The sequence below is a fragment of the Rhodanobacter sp. OK091 genome (assembly GCF_900142825.1).
Lineage (GTDB): Bacteria > Pseudomonadota > Gammaproteobacteria > Xanthomonadales > Rhodanobacteraceae > Rhodanobacter.
Genome location: NZ_FRCH01000003.1, coordinates 289,218 through 306,063 on the forward strand (window position 1 = coordinate 289,218; position 16,846 = coordinate 306,063).

Sequence of the window (16,846 nt, forward strand, 5' to 3'; positions counted from 1 at the left end):
GCCGAGCATAGGCCCCGTATCAACCGGAGAGGTGTCATGACCAAACGTTTCAGTGGTGCAGGCAAGCTGGCAGCCATCAGTCTGGCGGTCGCAGCAGCAGTGGCGATGCCGCTGAGTGCGTCTGCGCATGATGGCTGGGGCGGTCATGGGGGCTGGGGTCACGGTGGTGGGCATGGCTGGGATCGCGGCGGTGGCTGGGATCGCGGTGGCTACTATCGGCACGGCGGTGGCCACTGGAGCGGCGGTCGCTGGATTGCCGGTGCGATCATCACCGGTGCAGTGGCGGGCATCGTCGCCGATTCGCTGCGCCCGGAGCCGGTCTACTACGAGCAGCCGCGAGTGGTCTATCGCGAGCCCACGGTGATCTACGAGGATGCGCCGATCGTCACACATCGCGTGGTCACCCGCACCGTGGTGTACGACAACGGCTACCCCACGCGCTACGTGCGTGATGACGACGACGACTGATCAGTCATCGCTGCAGTAGGCGGCACACAAAAACAAAGAGCCCGGCATTTGTCGGGCTCTTTGCTATTCAGGTGTCCCGGATTCAATGGGCAGGCATGGTTGTCGGCTGGTCTGCACCGCTGCCATGGCGCATCGCGTGGGCACTCAACTCATCGAAGCGCGGTTTGTCGATCTTGCTGACCGACTCGATCGGGCAGGGCGGCTGATTGCGTGAGCGCACGGTCTCGCCTACTTCGCCGCAGATACGCCCCTGGTTGACGACGGCGTTGGACCTGTTGGGTCGGAAGATCAGGCCCGGGGGGGACATCCCGAGTCGCGGGCACTCACTCTGCAATTTCACCAGATAACGCTTCGGGCCGGTACGCACGATGGCGGTGCGCGCGTCGACGATATGCCATTCGTTGATCTGGCTCGTATCGATGCAGTCGGACGTATGTAAAGGAGTGCGCGGTAGCGGCGTGAGTGCCGAAGGTGTCTCGGCGGCCTGCGCGACTCCAGCACCGGCGGTCAGGGCAAGCAACAGGATGGGAATAAGCGTTTTCATGGGTGTCACCTCGTTCGGTTCGGGTAATACGCATACCGCGTTGCAGCAGTCAGGCGATCTACGTGCCGACCCGCATCTGCACCGGCATGGGGGGAGGCGTCGCTGCAAAGTATCTGCCATCTACATATCACAAGAAGTGAACGGTCGGCACGGCATGCTGCCGGGCATGTTTTTGAACCATCCCTGCCGCGAGACCCTCCGCATAGCGGCCGCCTTGCTGGCTGTGCCGGAGAGTCGGCGATGACGAATTGGCAGTCGACAGCGCCAGCCAGCGTGATGGCGCGTTTCCGGCAGGTGCGGCGGCAGACGCTGGCACTTTGCCGCGGCCTGAGCGCCGAGGACATGCTGCTGCAGTCGATGCCCGACGCCAGCCCCGGCAAATGGCATCTGGCGCACTCAAGCTGGTTCTTCGAGCAGTTCGTGCTGGGGCGCGACCCGTCTTACCGGCCGCGCGATCCGGCGTGGCATTACTTGTTCAACTCCTACTACCAGTCGGTCGGCCCGATGCACGCGAGGCCGCTGCGCGGCCTGTTGTCGCGACCCTCGTTGGACGAAGTGCGCGACTACCGGCAATACATCGACGACGCAGTGAATGAGCTGCTGAACCGAGATGACGACGCGGAGCTGACCGCGTTGGTCGAGCTGGGCCTTCAGCATGAACAACAGCATCAGGAACTGCTGCTGACCGACATCAAGCACGCGTTCTGGTGCAATCCGTTGCAGCCGGCGTACCGCGCCAAGCTGGCGGATGCGGCAAACACAAAAACGGTGCCGCTGCGCTTCGTCAACGGCCGGGAAGGCATTGTCGAGATCGGTCATCGCGGTGACGGGTTTGCGTTCGACAACGAAACCCCGCGCCACCGCAGCCTGCTGCATCCTCACGCCCTGGCCAACCGGCTGGTGACCAACGCCGAGTACCTGGCGTTCGTGCGCGAGGGCGGTTATCGCGAACCGGGCCTGTGGTTGTCCGACGGCTGGGCCACGGTGCAGCGCGAGGGCTGGCAGCACCCGATCTACTGGCAGGACGACCTGGCCAGCGAGTTCACGCTTGCCGGCGTGCGCGGACTCGATCCGCACGAGCCGGTGTGCCACCTGAGCTATTACGAGGCGGAGGCATTCGCCCGCTGGGCTGGCGCGCGGCTGCCGACCGAGGCCGAATGGGAATCGGCGGCGCAGCACGTCGTGATCGACGGTAACCTGCAGGACGGGCAACGGTTCCATCCGCGTGCCGCGAGCGGTGACGCGGCTCTGCTGCAGTTGTACGGCGATGTGTGGGAATGGACGGCCTCGCCTTACATCAATTATCCGGGCTTCCGCCCGCTGCCCGGTTCACTGGGCGAATACAACGGCAAATTCATGTGCGGCCAGTGGGTGTTGCGTGGCGGCTCCTGCGTCACGCCGCGGGATCATATCCGCGCCAGTTACCGCAATTTCTTTCCACCCCATGCCCGCTGGCAGTTTGCCGGGCTGCGATTGGGACAGGACCGATGAGCAGTGTGCAACCCTGTGTCAGCGACGACGATCGTCGTCCGCCGATAAACGATTTGCTGGAAGTCGCCCAGCGTGGCCTCAGCGCCAAACCCAAGCGGTTGCCGTCGTGGCTGTTCTACGACGAGCGCGGTTCCGCTCTGTTCGACGAAATCTGTGAGCAACCCGAGTACTACCTCACCCGTTGCGAAATCGCGCTGATGGACGAGCATGCGGCGAGCATCGCCGACACGCTCGGCAGCGATGTGCGGCTGGTCGAATACGGTAGCGGCAATGCGCGCAAGACCGGCATGTTGCTGGATCATCTCCAAGCGCCGGTCGCCTATGTGCCGGTGGAGATTTCGTCCGAGCCGTTGCGGCAGAGTGTCGAGCGGCTGGCGGGAGCGTTTCCCCAGCTGCCGCTGCAGCCGCTATGTGCGGATTTCAGCAAGCCGTTGCGGCTGCCGATTCCGCCGCGTGCGCCGCGCCGCACTGTGGTGTATTTCCCGGGTTCCACCATCGGCAATTTCGAGAACCGTGAAGCGGCCGCGCTGCTGCGCAAGATGCGCAACGAGATGGGCGACGCCGGCGGCATCCTGATCGGGGTGGACCTGAAGAAAGATCCGGCGGTGATCGAGGCGGCCTACAACGACCGTGCCGGCGTCACCGCCGAGTTCACCCTCAACATGCTGGCACGGTTGAATCGGGAGATCGGCAGCAACTTCGACTTGTCGGCGTTTGCGCATCGCGCGCATTACAACCCGATGGCCGGGCGCATCGAGACGCATATCGTCAGCCGCCGCCAGCAACAGGTCAAAGTCGGCCGGGTGAACGTGGCGTTCCGCGCGGACGAGGCGATCCAGGTCGAATACAGCTGCAAGTACTCGCTCGAGGATTTTGCCGCACTGGCCGCAAGGGCCGGCCTGGCGGTTCAGCGCGTATGGACCGATGCGGAACAGATGTTCAGCGTGCAGTATCTGGTGCGCGCCAGTGCGGTGGCGTTGGGCCGCTGAGCCAGTTGCGGCTGGGAAGCCGACGTGCGGTCGGCTTTCCCGTATGGCGGGCCGGGATGGTGATGGAGCGTGCTTTGTCTGCCCCGTTTATTTCACGCCGTATAGCACCCGCACGTCCGCGGTCAGTGCGGCTTGGCTATCGGCCCGCGCATAGAACATGTGGCCGCCCGGATAGTTCTTCACCTGCACTCGGGTCGGATCGCCCATGGCCGGCATCTGGTCGACGATCAGCACCGAGGCCATGAAGGGGCAGGACAGGTCATCCCAACCGTGCGCGATCAGTACGCGCAGCCCCGGATCGTTGGCTACCGCTTCGCGCAGCTGCGACACCGAACCCTGGCGGGCGTCGTCGTCCTCGTGCCACAGCTTGTTCACGGCGTAACTGAGCGCGTTATAGCGGCCTTCGAATTTCCAGCCCACCGTCTGGGTGACGAAATTGACCATCGCACTGGTGGTCGGCGCGATGATGCCGTTCAGGATGGGATCGCCGGTCTGTTGATGCGGCGCGTACGGGAACGGGTCCCAAGCGGTGACGTTGGAGTCATAGCGGCTGCCGAGCCGGCCTTCGGCGCGATACACCTCGCGCAGATAGGCCTGAGTCTCCAGCCGGCCGCCCGAGCGCTTCACGAACAGCGGATCGAGCCCGGTCAGTGCGGTGACCTTGTTCACCACGCGATCGGTCGCCTGCAAGTCGGAGCGGCCACGCATCAGGTCGCTGGCGTATTCGCCTCGGGTGTATTCGACGATCGACGCCATCGTCTCGGGGGTGAGCTTGTGCTCGCGCTCCAGGTGCGCGGCGGCGATCGATGGCAGGGTGAGCATCCACGGCAGCGGTGACACGTTCTCGTCGTCCGATGCGGTCGGATCGAGGTACGGCGATAGCAGCACCACGCCGTTCATCGCCACGCCAAGCTGGGTCTGCAGATAGTCGGTGATGCGCGGGCCGCGGAAGCCGCCGTAGCTTTCTCCGACCAGATATTTGCGCGAGGTCATGCGACCGTTCTTGACCAGCCAGTCGTAGACGATGCGCGAGAGGTACTTGATGTCGCTATCGGTGCTGTAGAACTGCTTGGTCGCTTCCTTGTCGTCGACCAGGGCGCGGCTGTAGCCGGTGCCGACCGGATCGATGAACACTAGGTCGGTGAAGCCCAGCCAGGTGCCCGGATTGTCGCGCAGCGTCGCCGGTGCCGACGGCGTGTCGCCCTCGACGCCAAAGTTCACCTTCTTCGGCCCGATCGCCCCGAAGTTCAGATACACCGACGACGCGCCCGGGCCACCGTTGAGTGCGAACGTCACCGGCCTATCCTTGCCGGGCATGCGGTAAGCGGTGAACACCACTTCGCCGGTGATCTCGCCCTTCTCGTCGCGTACCGGCAGCGAACCCACGGTGACGGTGTACTTCAGCGTCTTGCCATCCACCGTCGTGGATTGCGACACCTGCGCATCGGCTGGGAACGGCGGCAGATGGAAGCCGTTGCTGTTGGGAGCATCCTGGGTCGCTGCAGGCTTGTGGGTATCGGCCGCGAAGATCGACGTGGTGCCGAACCCTGTCAGCACGAAGGCTGCCAGCAAGGCGGTTTGCAGGGACTTGCGCACAGAGATCTCCTCGTCGGCGAAAGCGCCAAGCCTAACCGGCCGCGCGGCCGTGGGAGTGTGCGTAAAGGCATGGGTGGAGCTTGGCGATCAAGGCAGCACCGCCGCGGCGGCTTGCGGTTCGCCTGCCGCAGGCGCCACCCGCTCCATCCAATGCCAGAACGCCTGCATGAAGCGCTGCAGCGACTGTGTAGCGGCCGGATCGGTCAACATGCCATCCGGGTCGAAACGGGCGCCGGCATTGGCCATGAACAGGGTCGGGGTCGGCATCACCAGCGCGCCACAGGTATGCAGGACCTGCCGTACGGACGCCTGCGCCAACCGGGTGCCCCATGGGCCGCTGCTGGCTCCCAGCACGGCTACCGGTTTCTCCAGCAGTACTTCGCCCTGGGGACTTTCGCGCGAAAGCCAGTCCAGCGCGTTCTTCAGTACTCCTGGGATGGCGTGGTTGTACTCGGGCGTGGCGATGATCAAGCCGTCCGCCCTCGCGATCGCCTTGCGCAAGGCCTGCACGCCAGCCGGACCGGTGGGTTCGCTCTGCTCCACATCTTCGTCGAACAGCGGCACGGCGGGCAGTTCTTCGTAAACGGCCAGATGCAGCGTTGCGGGTGCCTGGGTTACGGCGGCACGCAGCAGGCGACGGTTCCAGGAGTCGCGGCGCAGGCTGCCGGCAAGGCACAGGACGTTACGGACAGGAGTTGCATGGGTGGTCATGTTCGATATCTCCGGGAATGGGTGGTCAAAGTCCGGTCAGCAGCAGGCCGGCACAGGCGACCAGCAGGGCGCCCATCACAATGTCGGTGCTACGGCGGACCGTGGGTCGGAGCAGCCATTGCGCAAGCCACGCGCCAAGCGCGGCCCATAGCAGCAGGCAAAAGGTGGGTATCAGCACGAACAGGCCAGCCAGCGGCAAGTAGTCGCGCACGGCGTTTCCCGGCAGCGTCGCCAGCGCGGTCAGCACCATCACCCAGCTCTTCGGGTTGAGGAATTGAAAGCCGATCAGGCCAAGGGTGCCCGCGGGCAGGGTCGGTTCCCGGGCTGTGGTGCTGGTACTCAGGGGCTTGATGCCGCCCGCGCACAGCGACATACCCAGCCAGACCAGATAAAGCGAGCCACCCAGACCGATCCATTGCCGCAGCGGCGGATGCGACGCTAACACCGTGCCGGCACCCAGCATCATCACGGCGAGCAGCGACAAGCCACCGAGCACGATGCCGAGGATGGCTGGCATGGCCCCGCGCACACCCGCGCGTCCCGCAGCGCGCAGCACCACCAGATTGTTTGGGCCGGGCGTGATGGCGGCTATGCATAGCAGGCCGCACAGGGCGAGCAGGCGATCCATCGTGATGTCTCCTTGGGTAGGGTCGGATGGCGTGCATGATCGAACGGTTGGCTGGTCGGTGCGTGGTGTTTTATGGTCTAGAATTCCGACCATGAACGAGCTGCCGCTGAACGCCTTGCGTGCGTTTGCCATGGTCTATGCGCATGGCGGCGTACGTGCGGCCGCACGCGAGCTCGGCATGGCGCATTCCTCGGTGAGCCGGCACCTTGGCGAGTTGGATCGCTGGCTGGGCGTGCCGCTGCTGCGTGCTTCGGCCGGTCGTGGTGCACTTGTCTTCACGCCGCAGGGCGAGGCGCTGGGCCGTGCCGTGCTGGCCGGCCTGCGCGAGATGGAACAGGCGGTGGCGATGCTGCGTGAAACCCGTCCCGCGCATGCGGTGACTTTGTCCACCTCGCCATCGTTCGCGATCCGCTGGCTGCTGCCGCGATTGCCCGCGCTGGAGAAGGCGCATCCGAAGATCGAGCTGTCGGTGCAGGTGGAGCAACGGCTGGACGCGCTGGATGACGGCCGCATCGATCTGACCATTCGCATGGGCCTGGGCCCATGGCCTCTACTGCATGTCGAACCGTTGATGGACGACGCGCTTTACCCGGTGATGAGTCCGGTGCTATGGCAGGCGTCTGGACGGCCATCGAACCCGGCGAAACTGGCCGGTCTGCGCCTGCTGCACGACCGCGACCCGCAGGCGGCATGGGAGCTGTGGCGACAGGCGTATGGGCCGGCGAAGCTCGCGTTGCAAGGCGGCGCGCGCTACACCTCGTCCGACTTGGTGCTGCGTGCGGCGATGCAGGGGCAGGGCGTGGCGCTGGCGCGCCACCGGCTGGCCGCGGACGACGTGGCGAATGGCAGTCTGGTGCGGCCATTCGGCGATCTCAGCCTGTCGCTGGGACCGTCCTACTGGATCGTGCGCCCGCCGGCGAAGCCGCGCGCGGCGGTGGCGGCGGTGATCGACTGGCTGCACTGGCAGGCGGCGGGTGCCGGACCGATCGCCCGGCAGCCTGCGGCGGGCAAGAACTGAGGACCGAGGACTGAAGGCGCGGATCAGCCGCGCGCCAGCGATCCTTCGATGAACTGCTGCAACTGCGCCGCGCTCAGCGCGCCGGACTGCCGCGCGATCTCGCGCCCCTGCTTCAGCATGACCAAGGTGGGGATGCTGCGGATGTTGAAGCGCTGGGCCAGTTGCGGCTGCGCTTCGGTATCGAGCTTGGCCAGCCGCAGGCGCGGTTCGAACTTGCCAGCAGCCTGGACGAACACCGGCGCAAAACCGACGCACGGCCCGCACCACGGTGCCCAGAAATCCACCAGTACCGGCAGATCGCCGCGGGCGGTGATCGTCTCGAAATTCGCGGTGGTCAGTTCCACCGGGTGGCCATCGAACAGCGCCTGCTTGCAGCGGCCGCAGTTCGGATGTTCGCCGACACGCTCGGCCGGCACGCGGTTGAGCGCGTTGCAATGCGGACAAGGGATGGTCAGCGGCGTACTCATGGCAGACTCCGACAATGGGTGGCGCACGAGCGCCATGGCCGACAAGATGGCGGCGCCGGTCCGCAAACCCAAGCCGTCGGCAGATGGCCAAAGCCGTTGAGCACACAGAAACATTTCCATGAACCCAACGCGCCGCTATCGCCCCCGATATGGCGTGGCGTCGTCGCACTAGGCATGTGCTGGACACTTCCAAACACGTTGATCGGTTTGGTGGCAGCGCTGATCGGGCTCGCGTTCGGCGCGCGCATGCGCTGGCAGCGACGCGAGCTGGCGTTGGTGGTGCGCCGGTGGCCATGGGGAACGGGCGGCGCGCTGACGCTCGGCAACGTGATCGTGCACACGGGTGAGCAGTTGGATACGACGTGCCTTACCTATGCGCATCGCGCCGGCCACGGCGTGGAGCCGCCGGTGTCATTGGCCGATCACGAGCGCGCCCACGTTTATCAGTACATGCTGCTGGGGCCGTTGTTTCTGCCGTTGTATCTAGTATGTGGCGGCGTCAGCGCGCGTAATCCGTTCGAGCGCTCAGCAGACCGCTATGCCCAAAGCGGGCGGGGCTGGTGGCCATGGGCTGGTCATGACTGATCAGGCGCAGTGGCCTTGATCTCGCCTTGGTGGGATAGATAACGGTGAAGCACCGCAGCTTGTCCGCGGCGCTTCACAAGGACAACCACGTAGGAACCCGTCAGTTGCCGCTGTTGCTCTTGTCAGCAGGGGCCGGCTTGGTCTGTGGCTTGGGGCGCTGGCCTTGGCCAGGCCGATTGCCCTGTCCCGGTGACGGACGATTGCCTTGACCTGGCGAGGGGCGGTTGCCCTGATTCGGTGGCGGGCGATTGCCCTGCCCGGGCGGTGGCCGATGACCATTGCCTGGATGACCGATGCCGGGACGCGGCGGCGGTGGCCTGTTTCCGTTACCCGGCTGCGGGCGCGGCGGCGGTCGGTGGATGGGTCGCGGCGGCGGGCGACTGATGATCGGCCGGCGATACCAATAGTTGCGTTGGCGATAGAACGGGCGGTTGCTGTAGTAGTTGCCCCAGTAAGTACCGATCACGAAGCTGATGATCGGAATGCCGATGCTTCCGCCGTACTCCTGCACCACCACGGGCCGGTTTTGATACAGGTATTCGATGAAGGTGCCGGCGACCCAGCCACGCGCGCCCATGGTGGTCACATCGCACCATTCCCAGCCGCTGGTGCAACCCTGGATATTGACCGGGGTACCGACGGGAATCGTAAGAATGAGTGGGTATTCCGAGTCGGGTCCGGCGCGCAGATTGACGTTGCCGGTGACAAAACCGTCGGCGGCCTGGGCCAGGGCGGGTACAACCAGTGCAAGTGAAGAAACAACCAGCCATGCAAGACGTTTCATCGATGACATCTCCTGAAGTGCCGTCCAGTAACGATCCGGGTCTGTACTCGCGTTCACGCACGTTCCGCCACCTTGAGCCTGCCGCAGTAATCGCGCAAGCACCACGGATGGTCTGACCAATCCCTGTCTTCGTGTAACGCGTTGATGCACAAAGGCACTGGATCCCGGATATCGCTTCGCGATTCCGGGATGACGAGCAAAAAAGCAGAGTGTCCCTAAACCTCCCTGAGCGTTGTGTTGTAACGCTGCCACGCATAAATCGGCAGCCCGGCCAGCACCAGCACGCCGCCCCACAGCAACGACTCCACACCCGTTCCGAACAACGCCCATGCGCTGTAAAGCAAAGCCCCCGCGGCCACCAGCTTGCGCACGATGGCGGCACTGACATCGATGCGCCACCATGCCAGCACGCTGATCAGATACGGCAGCAGGCAGGTGGCGGTGGACAGCAGGATCGAGAATGTGAACAGCGCGACCAGGTCGCGGCTGTAGTTGGCGGCGATCAAGGCGCTGGCCAGCACGCTGCTGAGCAGCAGGCCGAAACGCGGCGTGCCGTGACGATCCATTCGCGCGAACGCCACAGGAAACACCCGATCCTGCGCTGCCGCCAGCGGCGTCTGCGCCTGAAGCAACACCCAGCCGTTGAGCGCACCGAAACAGGAGACCGTGGCGACCACGCCGACGCCGATACCGGCCAGCGGCCCCCACAATCGGCTCGCCGCCTCCGCCATCGGCGCCGCCGAATTTCGCAGCACGTCGACTGGCAAGAGACCGATCACCACGGTGCAGGCCAGCATGGTGGTAAGTCCGGCGATCAGCATGCCGATCACGGTAGCGCGCGGCACCGTGCGTTCGGGATCGTGCACCACGCCGGTCGGCACCGTCGCCGATTCCAGGCCGAGCAGCGCCCACAGCGTCAACGCGGCTACCGCGGTGGTGGTCTGCAGCAAGGGCTTCCCGCTGGGATTGAACGGCTGGTAAGCGCCGGCGTGGATCCAGCCCAAGCCGATCACGCCGAACAGCACCAGCGGTACCAGCTTGAGTACGGTGGCGACTAGTTGCATGCGGGCGGCCTCGCGCACGCCGGCCAGATTTACCGCGGTGCAGAACCACAACGCACCGAGCGCGCAGCATGCGCCGCGCAGCGGCGTGGCGGTTGCCGCCGGCCATACCGCGCCGAGGCTGCCCGCGAAGGCCACCGCGATTGCCGCGTTGGCCGTCCAGACGCTGACCCAGTAACTCCACGCTGCGACGAAGCCGATGCCGTCACCGAACGCCTTGCGCGCATAGCCGTAACCGCCGCCGTGATTGCGCATCGCCTGCGCCAGCCATGCGTAGACCAGCGCAAGCAGCAGGGCACCGCCGAGGGTGAACGCCCAGCCGAGCACACTGGCCGCGCCGTACGGCGCCAGTGCGGCGGGCAGCAGGAACACGCCGGAGCCGATCATGTTGCCGACCACCAGCGCAATCAACATCCACAGCCCGAGCGGCCGCGTGCGGCTACTCATGCATGCCCGCGATACGCGCGACGCAGCAGTTCGTGAAAGTGATGCACCGCGTTTTCGCGCAGCGGATTCAAGCGGCCAGCTTCGTACGAACCGGAGGCGAGGCCGCGCTGCACGTCCTGGCAGATCGTCACGTCCTCGTCCTGCACCTCATCGCTGAATGCGATGTCCTTGGCGCGGCGTGCCAGTGCTTCGGGCGAGGTTGCCGGTGCGTAGTAGAAATCGAACTCCACCTGGCAGCGATCCAGGCCCAGCGGCAGTACTCGGTTGGTCTGCAGGCGGCCGGGCAGGATGTTGAGCATCGCGTTCGGATACAGGAAGTAGTACAGCGCTTCGCCGCTGCCGTAGAGATCGTCGCCGCTATCCAGCGGACTGAACTGGAACGAATACCAGTCCGCCGTTTCGGTGATATAGCTGCGGTAATCGAGCACGCTGTTGAGGCCGGGATGGATGTGGGGGACGTGGTAACCCTCCAGGTAGTTGTCCACGTAGACCTTCCAGTTGCATGCCACTTCCCAGCTGGCGCGATGATGGAATTCGTAGCCCGCGAGCGAACGATCCGGCCCCAGCCGCTCATCGATGCCGGCGACGAAATCCTCGAAGGGAGGCGCTTCGCCGGTGGCGACAAATACCAACCCCTGCCATACCTGCACGCGTACTTCCGGCAGGCGGATCGTGGATGGATCGAAGTCCGGCGTGCGGCCCATTTCCGGTGCGCCACGGAGCATGCCGTCCAGTCCGTAGGTCCAGCCGTGATAGCGGCAGCGCAGGGCGGTGGCACCGCGGCCGTCGCAGCTGGCGATCGGGCCGGCGCGATGCCGGCAAACGTTGTGGAACGCGCGGATGGTGGATTCATCGCTGCGTATGACCAGCAGCGGCAGACCCGCGATCTGGGTCACCACGTGATCGCCCACGCCGCTCAGCTGAGATTGATGACACACCAGCTGCCAGCTCCGCGCGAACACCGCGGTGGCGTCGAGTTGCGGCATGCGCGGGTCGGTGTAGTAACGCGCGGAAAGTGCCAGCGCATGATCGAGCGGTTGCGCGGCAAGCACGTCGGGGGAAAACAGGTCGGCCATCGGGCAGTACGCCAGTCAGTTGCGATGCTGGAGTATTGATCGCCGAGGGCGCTACGGGAAGGGCGGCATGGGCCGCCCCGTTCCAGCGGGTAATGGTGCCGCTATCGCCGAGTGCGTGGTCGAGGGTCTGGCTGTGATCCCGTGACTGGTCGACGTTCGCGTCGCGTGATCAGTGATCAATGACCGTTGTTGTCGTCGTGATCGTCCTTCTTGCGCTGGGCAGGTTTGGCCTCGTGACCGTGTGCCTGTGCCTCACCATGCGCCGGGGCAGCGCGCTCCTGCGGGCGGGCGCCGGGGTTCGGACCACGTTGCTGCGGTACACCGGCCTGTTCCGCTCGCTGGTCCCGCTGATCCCGCTGGTCTCGCTGGTACGGCGGGGCTGGCCGATTCTCGTTGGGGCCGCGCCGGGGTTGCTCGCGTTCAACGGCTTGCTCAGGACGCTGGTATTGCGGTGCAGGCCGGCCCTCGTCGCGATCACGCCGCTGCCCGGGGGGCAGTGGCCGCCCCGAGTACGGGTGACTCATCGGCGGCGGCGGTGGACGGCGACTCATGGGACGGCTGTACCACCGATCACGGTCGCGATAGAACGGGCGGCTGCGGTAATAGTGGTCCCAGTAGTCACCGATCACGAAGGTGACGATCGGGATGCCGATCTGCGGTCCGTACTCCGGCACCAGCACCGGCCGGTCCTCGTACTCGTATTCGATGTAGTTGCCGGCGATCCAGCCGCGATCGCCGAAGACGATCACGTCGCACCACTCCCAGCCGTCGGTGCAGCCCAGCACGTCGACCTCGGTGCCGGCCGGAATCTGGTCGATCAGAGGGTAGTCCGGGTCTGGTCCGGCGCGCAGGTAGACGTTGCCGGTGACATAGGCATCCGCCGCCTGCGCGAGCGCGGGGAAGGCCAGCGACATTGACGCCAGCGACAGTGATGCAAGAGCAAGCCGGGTCAGACGTTTCATGCGGGCGATCTCCAGCGGGTGGATGTCGCCCTCACTTATGCGCGTGCCTACGTGACGAAATCGTTGGCGAAGTGCCAATGGAATCGGGCCCGGTCAGGTGCGGTTACCTCATGGTTTACTCAGCCTGTCTTCCGCGCCACAAACCGCAACGCCACTGAGTTCATGCAGTAGCGCAACCCGGTCGGGGGCGGGCCGTCGTCGAAGACGTGGCCTAAGTGGCTGTCGCAGCCGGCGCAGCTGATCGCGGTGCGTTCCATGCCGAACATGCGGTCGCTGCGCTCGATCACGTTGCGTCTGGCGATCGGCTGCCAGAAGCTGGGCCAGCCGGTGCCGGAATCGAATTCGGTAGCGGCGTCATACAGCGCCGTGGAACAGGCCATGCAGCGAAACAGGCCGGGGACGGCGGGCTTTTCGTGCTCGCCACTGAACGCTGGCTCGGTGCCGTCGCGGCGCATGATCTCGTACGACGCCGGCGACAGCCGCTGGCGCCATTGCGCGTCGGTCAGAACCAGTTTGGGTACCTGGCGCGGGCCGAGGTCGCGGCCATCGTCGCCGAAGATTTCCAGCAGCACGTTCCCGGGCCGACCGACCGGCGTGTTGTCGGCCGCGAACAGGCGCGGAATGACCAGGCCGCCGCCGACGACGAGCAGCGTGCCGCCAGTGAGCGTTGCGCGCAGGAAGCGGCGGCGATCCATTGCGAGGGTTTCATCAATGCGTGACATGGCAACCTCCGGGGTCGTGTTTCTGTGGGAGCGACTTCAGTCGCGATCGCCGTTGGAGTCGCGGAGAGCATCGCGACTGAAGTCGCTCCCACAAGAGCTTAAGAGCCAATGAGCAAGGCGATCAGCCGAACGTGAATGCATAGGCCTGCACGCCGGGATCGAGGAAGGTGATCTGGAACAGCCGCTCGCCGCTGCCGTTGGCCTGACGCACCAGCTGATACAGGCGCTGGCTGGTGATGGTGCCGTTGCCGTCGGCGTCGGTATCCATGCCGTGGTTCGCGCCAGGCGTTTTGCCGTCGATGGTGACGCGGAAGCGGATCGGCTTGCCGTCGCCGGCGGGACCAAGCACCAGGTGCAGGTCGCGGCCGCGGAAGCGATAGACGATGCCACCGCCGGCCCGGCCCAGCTGCGCATTTTCGCCATGCACGGTCCAGTGTCCGCCCAGCGACCACTGGTCGGCCGCCAGCGTGCCGGGGGCGCGGTAATCCTGCTCCTCGTCATTCGCTACGCGTCCGCCGACGAAGTTCTGCGCGCGGGCATAACCGACGTATGTTTCCGGCGAGCGGGTGGGATCGTTCGACGCGGCGGCTTCCACGCCATGATGGTCATCGCTGACGTAGCCGCCTGGCAGGTCCTTCTGGCCCGCGGCGGTCAGCAGCTGGCGGATCACGTCCTCGCTCTCCCGGTAGTTGCCTTCGCCGAAATGGTGGTGGCGGATTTGTCCGGCGGGGTCGATGAAGTAATGCGCCGGCCAGTACTCGTTGTTGAAGCCCTTCCAGATCGCGTAGTCGTTGTCCAGCGCCACCGGGTAATCGACGCCGAGATCCTTGACCGCCTTGGCCACGTTGACCGGATCCTTCTCGAACGCGAATTCCGGTGCGTGCACGCCGATCACCACCAAGCCGTGATCCTTGTACTTGTCGGCCCAGCCGCGCACATACGGCAGCGAGCGGATGCAGTTGATGCAGGAGTACGTCCAGAAATCGACCAGTACCACCTTGCCGTGCAGCGATTCGGTGCTCAGCGGCGGACTGTTGAGCCACTGCGTGGCGCCGGCCAGCGACGGGATCTGGCCTTCCACCGGCAGCGGCTCACCGGCTTTCAATGCTGCTTCGGGCGCTGGTGCCGGGCGCACTGCATTGATCAGCTTCTGTTCGATACCGCCGGTGCTGGCCAGCGAGACGCGGGTGAGCAGGCCGGTATCCAGCCCTAGCGCGATCGCGGCGACACCGCACAGCACCAGTACGCCGAGCGCGCGGCGGACCCATTCGCCGGCGCCGAGCGAGCGCTTCATCAAGCCGAATACCTTGCCGCCGATCAGCAGCGCCAACCCCAGCGAAGTCGCCGCGCCGGCCGCGTAGGTGAGCAGCAGCAAGGTGGTCTGCACGCTGGCGCCGTTCAGTGCCGCGCCGGTCAGCAGCAGGCCAAGGATGGGGCCGGCGCATGGTGCCCACAGCAGACCGGTGGCCACGCCGAGACCGGCGGCGCCCCAGATCGATTCGCCATCGCCGGCCGAGCGTTGCGACAGCCGGTTGCCCAGTGCCACGAACGGGCGGCTGATCCATTCGGCCAGATGAGTCGACAGCAGGGTCAGGCCGAGGAAGGCCAGCACCACCATCGCGACGTAGCGGCCGTACTGGTTCGCATGCACCGCCCAGCCACCGCCCAGTGCGGCCAGCGTGGCCACCGCGGCAAAGGTGATCGCCATGCCCAGCAGCATCGGCAGGCCGTTGCGCATGAACGGGCGGTCCGAGCGGGCGAACACGAACGGCAGCACTGGCAGGATGCACGGGCTGAGGATGGTCAGTACGCCGCCGAGGTAGGCGAGGATCAACACGAGCATGGGAGCGTCATCACGAGGGAGGTTGTCTGGTTATTCGCCGGCACGCCGGCAGCGGTTACTTGCCGGCATGAAGTAACGCTGGCTGCGGATGCAGCGAAGGTCATGTAAGTGTTCCGTTATGGACCGAGCATGTCGCAACCCTTGACCGCCACCGGCTTCATGGGTCTAGATAGTGGACTTTCCCAAGGGGTGAGTCTCGTCTGGACCATGCCTGTTGCATCCGCCACCGCCAGCAGCAGCGAAACGCCCGATCAGCGTCGGGCGGCGTGGATGGCTGCTGCGCAGGCAGGCGACCGGCGTGCCTACGAAAAGCTGCTGGCCGATTCGGTGGCATTGATCCGCGCAGCGGCGCGGCGGCAGGGCGTGGCGCAGGATCATCTGGACGATGTGGTGCAGGAAACCTTGATCACCGTGCACCGCGTGCGTCACACCTACGATCCGGCGCGTTCCTACGATGCCTGGATCACCGCGATCGCCAACCGCCGGGCGATCGACGCGCTGCGCAGCCGCGGTCGTCGCGACAGTCGCGAGTTGCACGACGAATTCGCGCTCGACAGCCATCCCGACGTCGACGATGCCAGCGCCGCCACCGAAAGCGGGCAACGCGCGCAACGTCTGCGTGAGGCGATCGCCGAATTGCCGCCGGGGCAGCGCGAGGCGGTGGAACAGCTTGGCCTGCGCGAGCGCTCGCTGAGCGAGGCAGCCGAACTGACCGGGCGCAACGCCGGTGCTCTGAAAGTGAACCTGCATCGCGCGCTGAAGGCGTTGCGCGAACGTTTCCATGGAGAATCCTGAGACCATGTCCGACCTGCGATCCCATGAGGCACTGATCGACCGCCTTGGCACCGACCTGGTGCCGGTGCGGCGTCTGCTGCCGCCGTGGCTGCGCACCGTCGGTTGGATGCTGGTGGTGGCGGCCGTCGCTGCCGTGCTGCTGATGCATTACGGCGCGGAGCCGATGTTGCGGCGCTGGGCTGGCACGCCGGATCTTGGCTGGGCTGGCATGGGCGCGGTAATCACCGCGGTCACCGCGGCGTGGGCCGCCTTCGCGCTGGGTGTGCCGGGACGGCGCGCGGCGTGGGCATGGCTGCCGCTGCCGGGTGCCTTGCTGTGGATCGGTGCCAGCGGCCTCGGCTGCCTGCGCACTTGGATCGCACCAGGCACCCAGGTCGCCAGCATGCATCAATCTGCCGATTGCCTGATCTTCATCATCAGCTTCTCGATCCCGCTGTCCGCGCTGCTGATCGTGCTGCTGCGCCGCGCCTGCCCGTTGCGGCCGGTGCTCACCGCGGTGCTGATCGGCCTGGCCAGCGCGGCAGCGTCGGCCAGCCTGCTGGAAATCTGTCACTCGTTCGATGCCGCCGCCACTGATTTGCTGACGCACGCGCTGGCGGTGGCCGTGGTGGTGGCAGTCAACGCCGCGATGGGTGGCAGGCTGCTTTCGAAGGCCTGAT

Annotated in this window: 18 protein-coding genes; 7 read left to right on the forward strand and 11 right to left on the reverse strand. The window is 65.7% G+C overall.

Annotation, left to right across the window (positions count from 1 at the left end):
• The first annotated feature begins 36 nt into the window (after nt 1-36).
• Nucleotides 37-468 carry a hypothetical protein gene (locus BUA26_RS16010; protein ID WP_072761857.1) on the forward strand — a complete coding sequence of 144 codons (432 nt, stop codon included), beginning with the start codon at nt 37-39 and terminating at the stop codon, nt 466-468.
• Between the two features lie 82 nt (nt 469-550).
• On the opposite strand, the gene BUA26_RS16015 is transcribed toward BUA26_RS16010, so the two are convergent.
• The gene (locus BUA26_RS16015; protein WP_072761858.1) at nt 551-1,012 is read right to left on the reverse strand and encodes a DUF6491 family protein; all 462 of its coding nucleotides are present in this window, start codon (nt 1,010-1,012) and stop codon (nt 551-553) included.
• A 240-nt stretch (nt 1,013-1,252) separates the two neighbouring features.
• Between BUA26_RS16015 and egtB the strand changes: the two genes are divergently transcribed.
• The gene (gene egtB / locus BUA26_RS16020) at nt 1,253-2,503 is read left to right on the forward strand and encodes an ergothioneine biosynthesis protein EgtB (protein WP_072761859.1); all 1,251 of its coding nucleotides are present in this window, start codon (nt 1,253-1,255) and stop codon (nt 2,501-2,503) included.
• Entirely contained in the window at nt 2,500-3,492 is a 993-nt protein-coding gene (egtD, locus tag BUA26_RS16025) for an L-histidine N(alpha)-methyltransferase (protein WP_072761860.1), read from the forward strand. Before egtB ends, egtD begins: the two co-directional genes overlap by 4 nt.
• An 87-nt stretch (nt 3,493-3,579) precedes the next feature.
• On the opposite strand, the gene BUA26_RS16030 is transcribed toward egtD, so the two are convergent.
• The 3 genes from BUA26_RS16030 to BUA26_RS16040 form a co-directional block, all read right to left on the reverse strand.
• Complete coding sequence (locus BUA26_RS16030; protein WP_072761861.1) at nt 3,580-5,088, reverse strand: S10 family peptidase; 1,509 nt, start codon at nt 5,086-5,088, stop codon at nt 3,580-3,582.
• 87 nt (nt 5,089-5,175) lie between these two features.
• Entirely contained in the window at nt 5,176-5,799 is a 624-nt protein-coding gene (locus tag BUA26_RS16035; RefSeq protein WP_072761862.1) for an NADPH-dependent FMN reductase, read from the reverse strand.
• A gap of 25 nt (nt 5,800-5,824) precedes the next feature.
• Nucleotides 5,825-6,427 (reverse strand): LysE family translocator, encoded by a 603-nt coding sequence (locus BUA26_RS16040; protein ID WP_072761863.1) that lies wholly within the window; start codon nt 6,425-6,427, stop codon nt 5,825-5,827.
• A 91-nt stretch (nt 6,428-6,518) separates the two neighbouring features.
• On the opposite strand from BUA26_RS16040, the gene BUA26_RS16045 reads away from it, so the two are divergent.
• Nucleotides 6,519-7,445 carry a LysR substrate-binding domain-containing protein gene (locus BUA26_RS16045; RefSeq protein WP_072761864.1) on the forward strand — a complete coding sequence of 309 codons (927 nt, stop codon included), beginning with the start codon at nt 6,519-6,521 and terminating at the stop codon, nt 7,443-7,445.
• Between the two features lie 23 nt (nt 7,446-7,468).
• Here BUA26_RS16045 and trxC read toward each other — a convergent pair whose 3' ends face one another.
• The gene (gene trxC, locus BUA26_RS16050) at nt 7,469-7,912 is read right to left on the reverse strand and encodes a thioredoxin TrxC (RefSeq protein ID WP_072761993.1); all 444 of its coding nucleotides are present in this window, start codon (nt 7,910-7,912) and stop codon (nt 7,469-7,471) included.
• A gap of 174 nt (nt 7,913-8,086) precedes the next feature.
• On the opposite strand from trxC, the gene BUA26_RS16055 reads away from it, so the two are divergent.
• Entirely contained in the window at nt 8,087-8,497 is a 411-nt protein-coding gene (locus tag BUA26_RS16055; RefSeq protein ID WP_072761865.1) for a hypothetical protein, read from the forward strand.
• A gap of 100 nt (nt 8,498-8,597) precedes the next feature.
• Here the strand turns inward: BUA26_RS16055 and BUA26_RS16060 are convergent, their stop codons facing one another.
• The 6 genes from BUA26_RS16060 to BUA26_RS16085 form a co-directional block, all read right to left on the reverse strand.
• Nucleotides 8,598-9,281 (reverse strand): SH3 domain-containing protein, encoded by a 684-nt coding sequence (locus tag BUA26_RS16060; protein ID WP_072761866.1) that lies wholly within the window; start codon nt 9,279-9,281, stop codon nt 8,598-8,600.
• A 215-nt stretch (nt 9,282-9,496) separates the two neighbouring features.
• A complete protein-coding gene (locus BUA26_RS16065; RefSeq protein ID WP_072761867.1) occupies nt 9,497-10,789 on the reverse strand; it encodes an amino acid permease in 1,293 nt (430 codons plus the stop codon).
• Nucleotides 10,786-11,865, reverse strand: a complete 1,080-nt coding sequence (locus BUA26_RS16070) for an aromatic ring-hydroxylating oxygenase subunit alpha (RefSeq protein WP_072761868.1) — start codon at nt 11,863-11,865, stop codon at nt 10,786-10,788. The genes BUA26_RS16065 and BUA26_RS16070 overlap by 4 nt, the downstream gene beginning before the upstream one ends.
• A 176-nt stretch (nt 11,866-12,041) precedes the next feature.
• Nucleotides 12,042-12,827, reverse strand: coding sequence for an SH3 domain-containing protein (locus BUA26_RS16075; protein WP_083573050.1), 786 nt, complete (start codon nt 12,825-12,827; stop codon nt 12,042-12,044).
• Nucleotides 12,828-12,946: 119 nt separating this feature from the next.
• A complete protein-coding gene (gene msrB / locus BUA26_RS16080) occupies nt 12,947-13,549 on the reverse strand; it encodes a peptide-methionine (R)-S-oxide reductase MsrB (protein WP_072761870.1) in 603 nt (200 codons plus the stop codon).
• Nucleotides 13,550-13,670: 121 nt separating this feature from the next.
• The gene (locus tag BUA26_RS16085; RefSeq protein WP_072761871.1) at nt 13,671-15,392 is read right to left on the reverse strand and encodes a cytochrome c biogenesis protein DipZ; all 1,722 of its coding nucleotides are present in this window, start codon (nt 15,390-15,392) and stop codon (nt 13,671-13,673) included.
• Between the two features lie 207 nt (nt 15,393-15,599).
• On the opposite strand from BUA26_RS16085, the gene BUA26_RS16090 reads away from it, so the two are divergent.
• Together BUA26_RS16090 and BUA26_RS16095 are read left to right on the forward strand one after the other, a co-directional pair.
• On the forward strand, nt 15,600-16,187 hold the full coding sequence (locus tag BUA26_RS16090) for an RNA polymerase sigma factor (protein WP_072761872.1): 588 nt from the start codon (nt 15,600-15,602) through the stop codon (nt 16,185-16,187).
• 4 nt (nt 16,188-16,191) lie between these two features.
• Nucleotides 16,192-16,845, forward strand: a complete 654-nt coding sequence (locus BUA26_RS16095; protein WP_072761994.1) for an NrsF family protein — start codon at nt 16,192-16,194, stop codon at nt 16,843-16,845.
• Nucleotide 16,846 lies beyond the last annotated feature (1 nt).

Bases quoted from the DNA above. Each gene is read 5' to 3' on its own strand.
- BUA26_RS16010 (WP_072761857.1), top strand. From the start codon at position 37: ATGACCAAACGTTTCAGTGGTGCAGGCAAGCTGGCAGCCATCAGTCTG.
- BUA26_RS16015 (WP_072761858.1), bottom strand. From the start codon at position 1,012: ATGAAAACGCTTATTCCCATCCTGTTGCTTGCCCTGACCGCCGGTGCT.
- egtB (WP_072761859.1), top strand. From the start codon at position 1,253: ATGACGAATTGGCAGTCGACAGCGCCAGCCAGCGTGATGGCGCGTTTC.
- egtD (WP_072761860.1), top strand. From the start codon at position 2,500: ATGAGCAGTGTGCAACCCTGTGTCAGCGACGACGATCGTCGTCCGCCG.
- BUA26_RS16035 (WP_072761862.1), bottom strand. From the start codon at position 5,799: ATGACCACCCATGCAACTCCTGTCCGTAACGTCCTGTGCCTTGCCGGC.
- BUA26_RS16040 (WP_072761863.1), bottom strand. From the start codon at position 6,427: ATGGATCGCCTGCTCGCCCTGTGCGGCCTGCTATGCATAGCCGCCATC.
- BUA26_RS16045 (WP_072761864.1), top strand. From the start codon at position 6,519: ATGAACGAGCTGCCGCTGAACGCCTTGCGTGCGTTTGCCATGGTCTAT.
- trxC (WP_072761993.1), bottom strand. From the start codon at position 7,912: ATGAGTACGCCGCTGACCATCCCTTGTCCGCATTGCAACGCGCTCAAC.
- BUA26_RS16055 (WP_072761865.1), top strand. From the start codon at position 8,087: ATGTGCTGGACACTTCCAAACACGTTGATCGGTTTGGTGGCAGCGCTG.
- BUA26_RS16060 (WP_072761866.1), bottom strand. From the start codon at position 9,281: ATGAAACGTCTTGCATGGCTGGTTGTTTCTTCACTTGCACTGGTTGTA.
- BUA26_RS16065 (WP_072761867.1), bottom strand. From the start codon at position 10,789: ATGAGTAGCCGCACGCGGCCGCTCGGGCTGTGGATGTTGATTGCGCTG.
- BUA26_RS16070 (WP_072761868.1), bottom strand. From the start codon at position 11,865: ATGGCCGACCTGTTTTCCCCCGACGTGCTTGCCGCGCAACCGCTCGAT.
- BUA26_RS16075 (WP_083573050.1), bottom strand. From the start codon at position 12,827: ATGAAACGTCTGACCCGGCTTGCTCTTGCATCACTGTCGCTGGCGTCA.
- msrB (WP_072761870.1), bottom strand. From the start codon at position 13,549: ATGTCACGCATTGATGAAACCCTCGCAATGGATCGCCGCCGCTTCCTG.
- BUA26_RS16085 (WP_072761871.1), bottom strand. From the start codon at position 15,392: ATGCTCGTGTTGATCCTCGCCTACCTCGGCGGCGTACTGACCATCCTC.
- BUA26_RS16090 (WP_072761872.1), top strand. From the start codon at position 15,600: ATGCCTGTTGCATCCGCCACCGCCAGCAGCAGCGAAACGCCCGATCAG.
- BUA26_RS16095 (WP_072761994.1), top strand. From the start codon at position 16,192: ATGTCCGACCTGCGATCCCATGAGGCACTGATCGACCGCCTTGGCACC.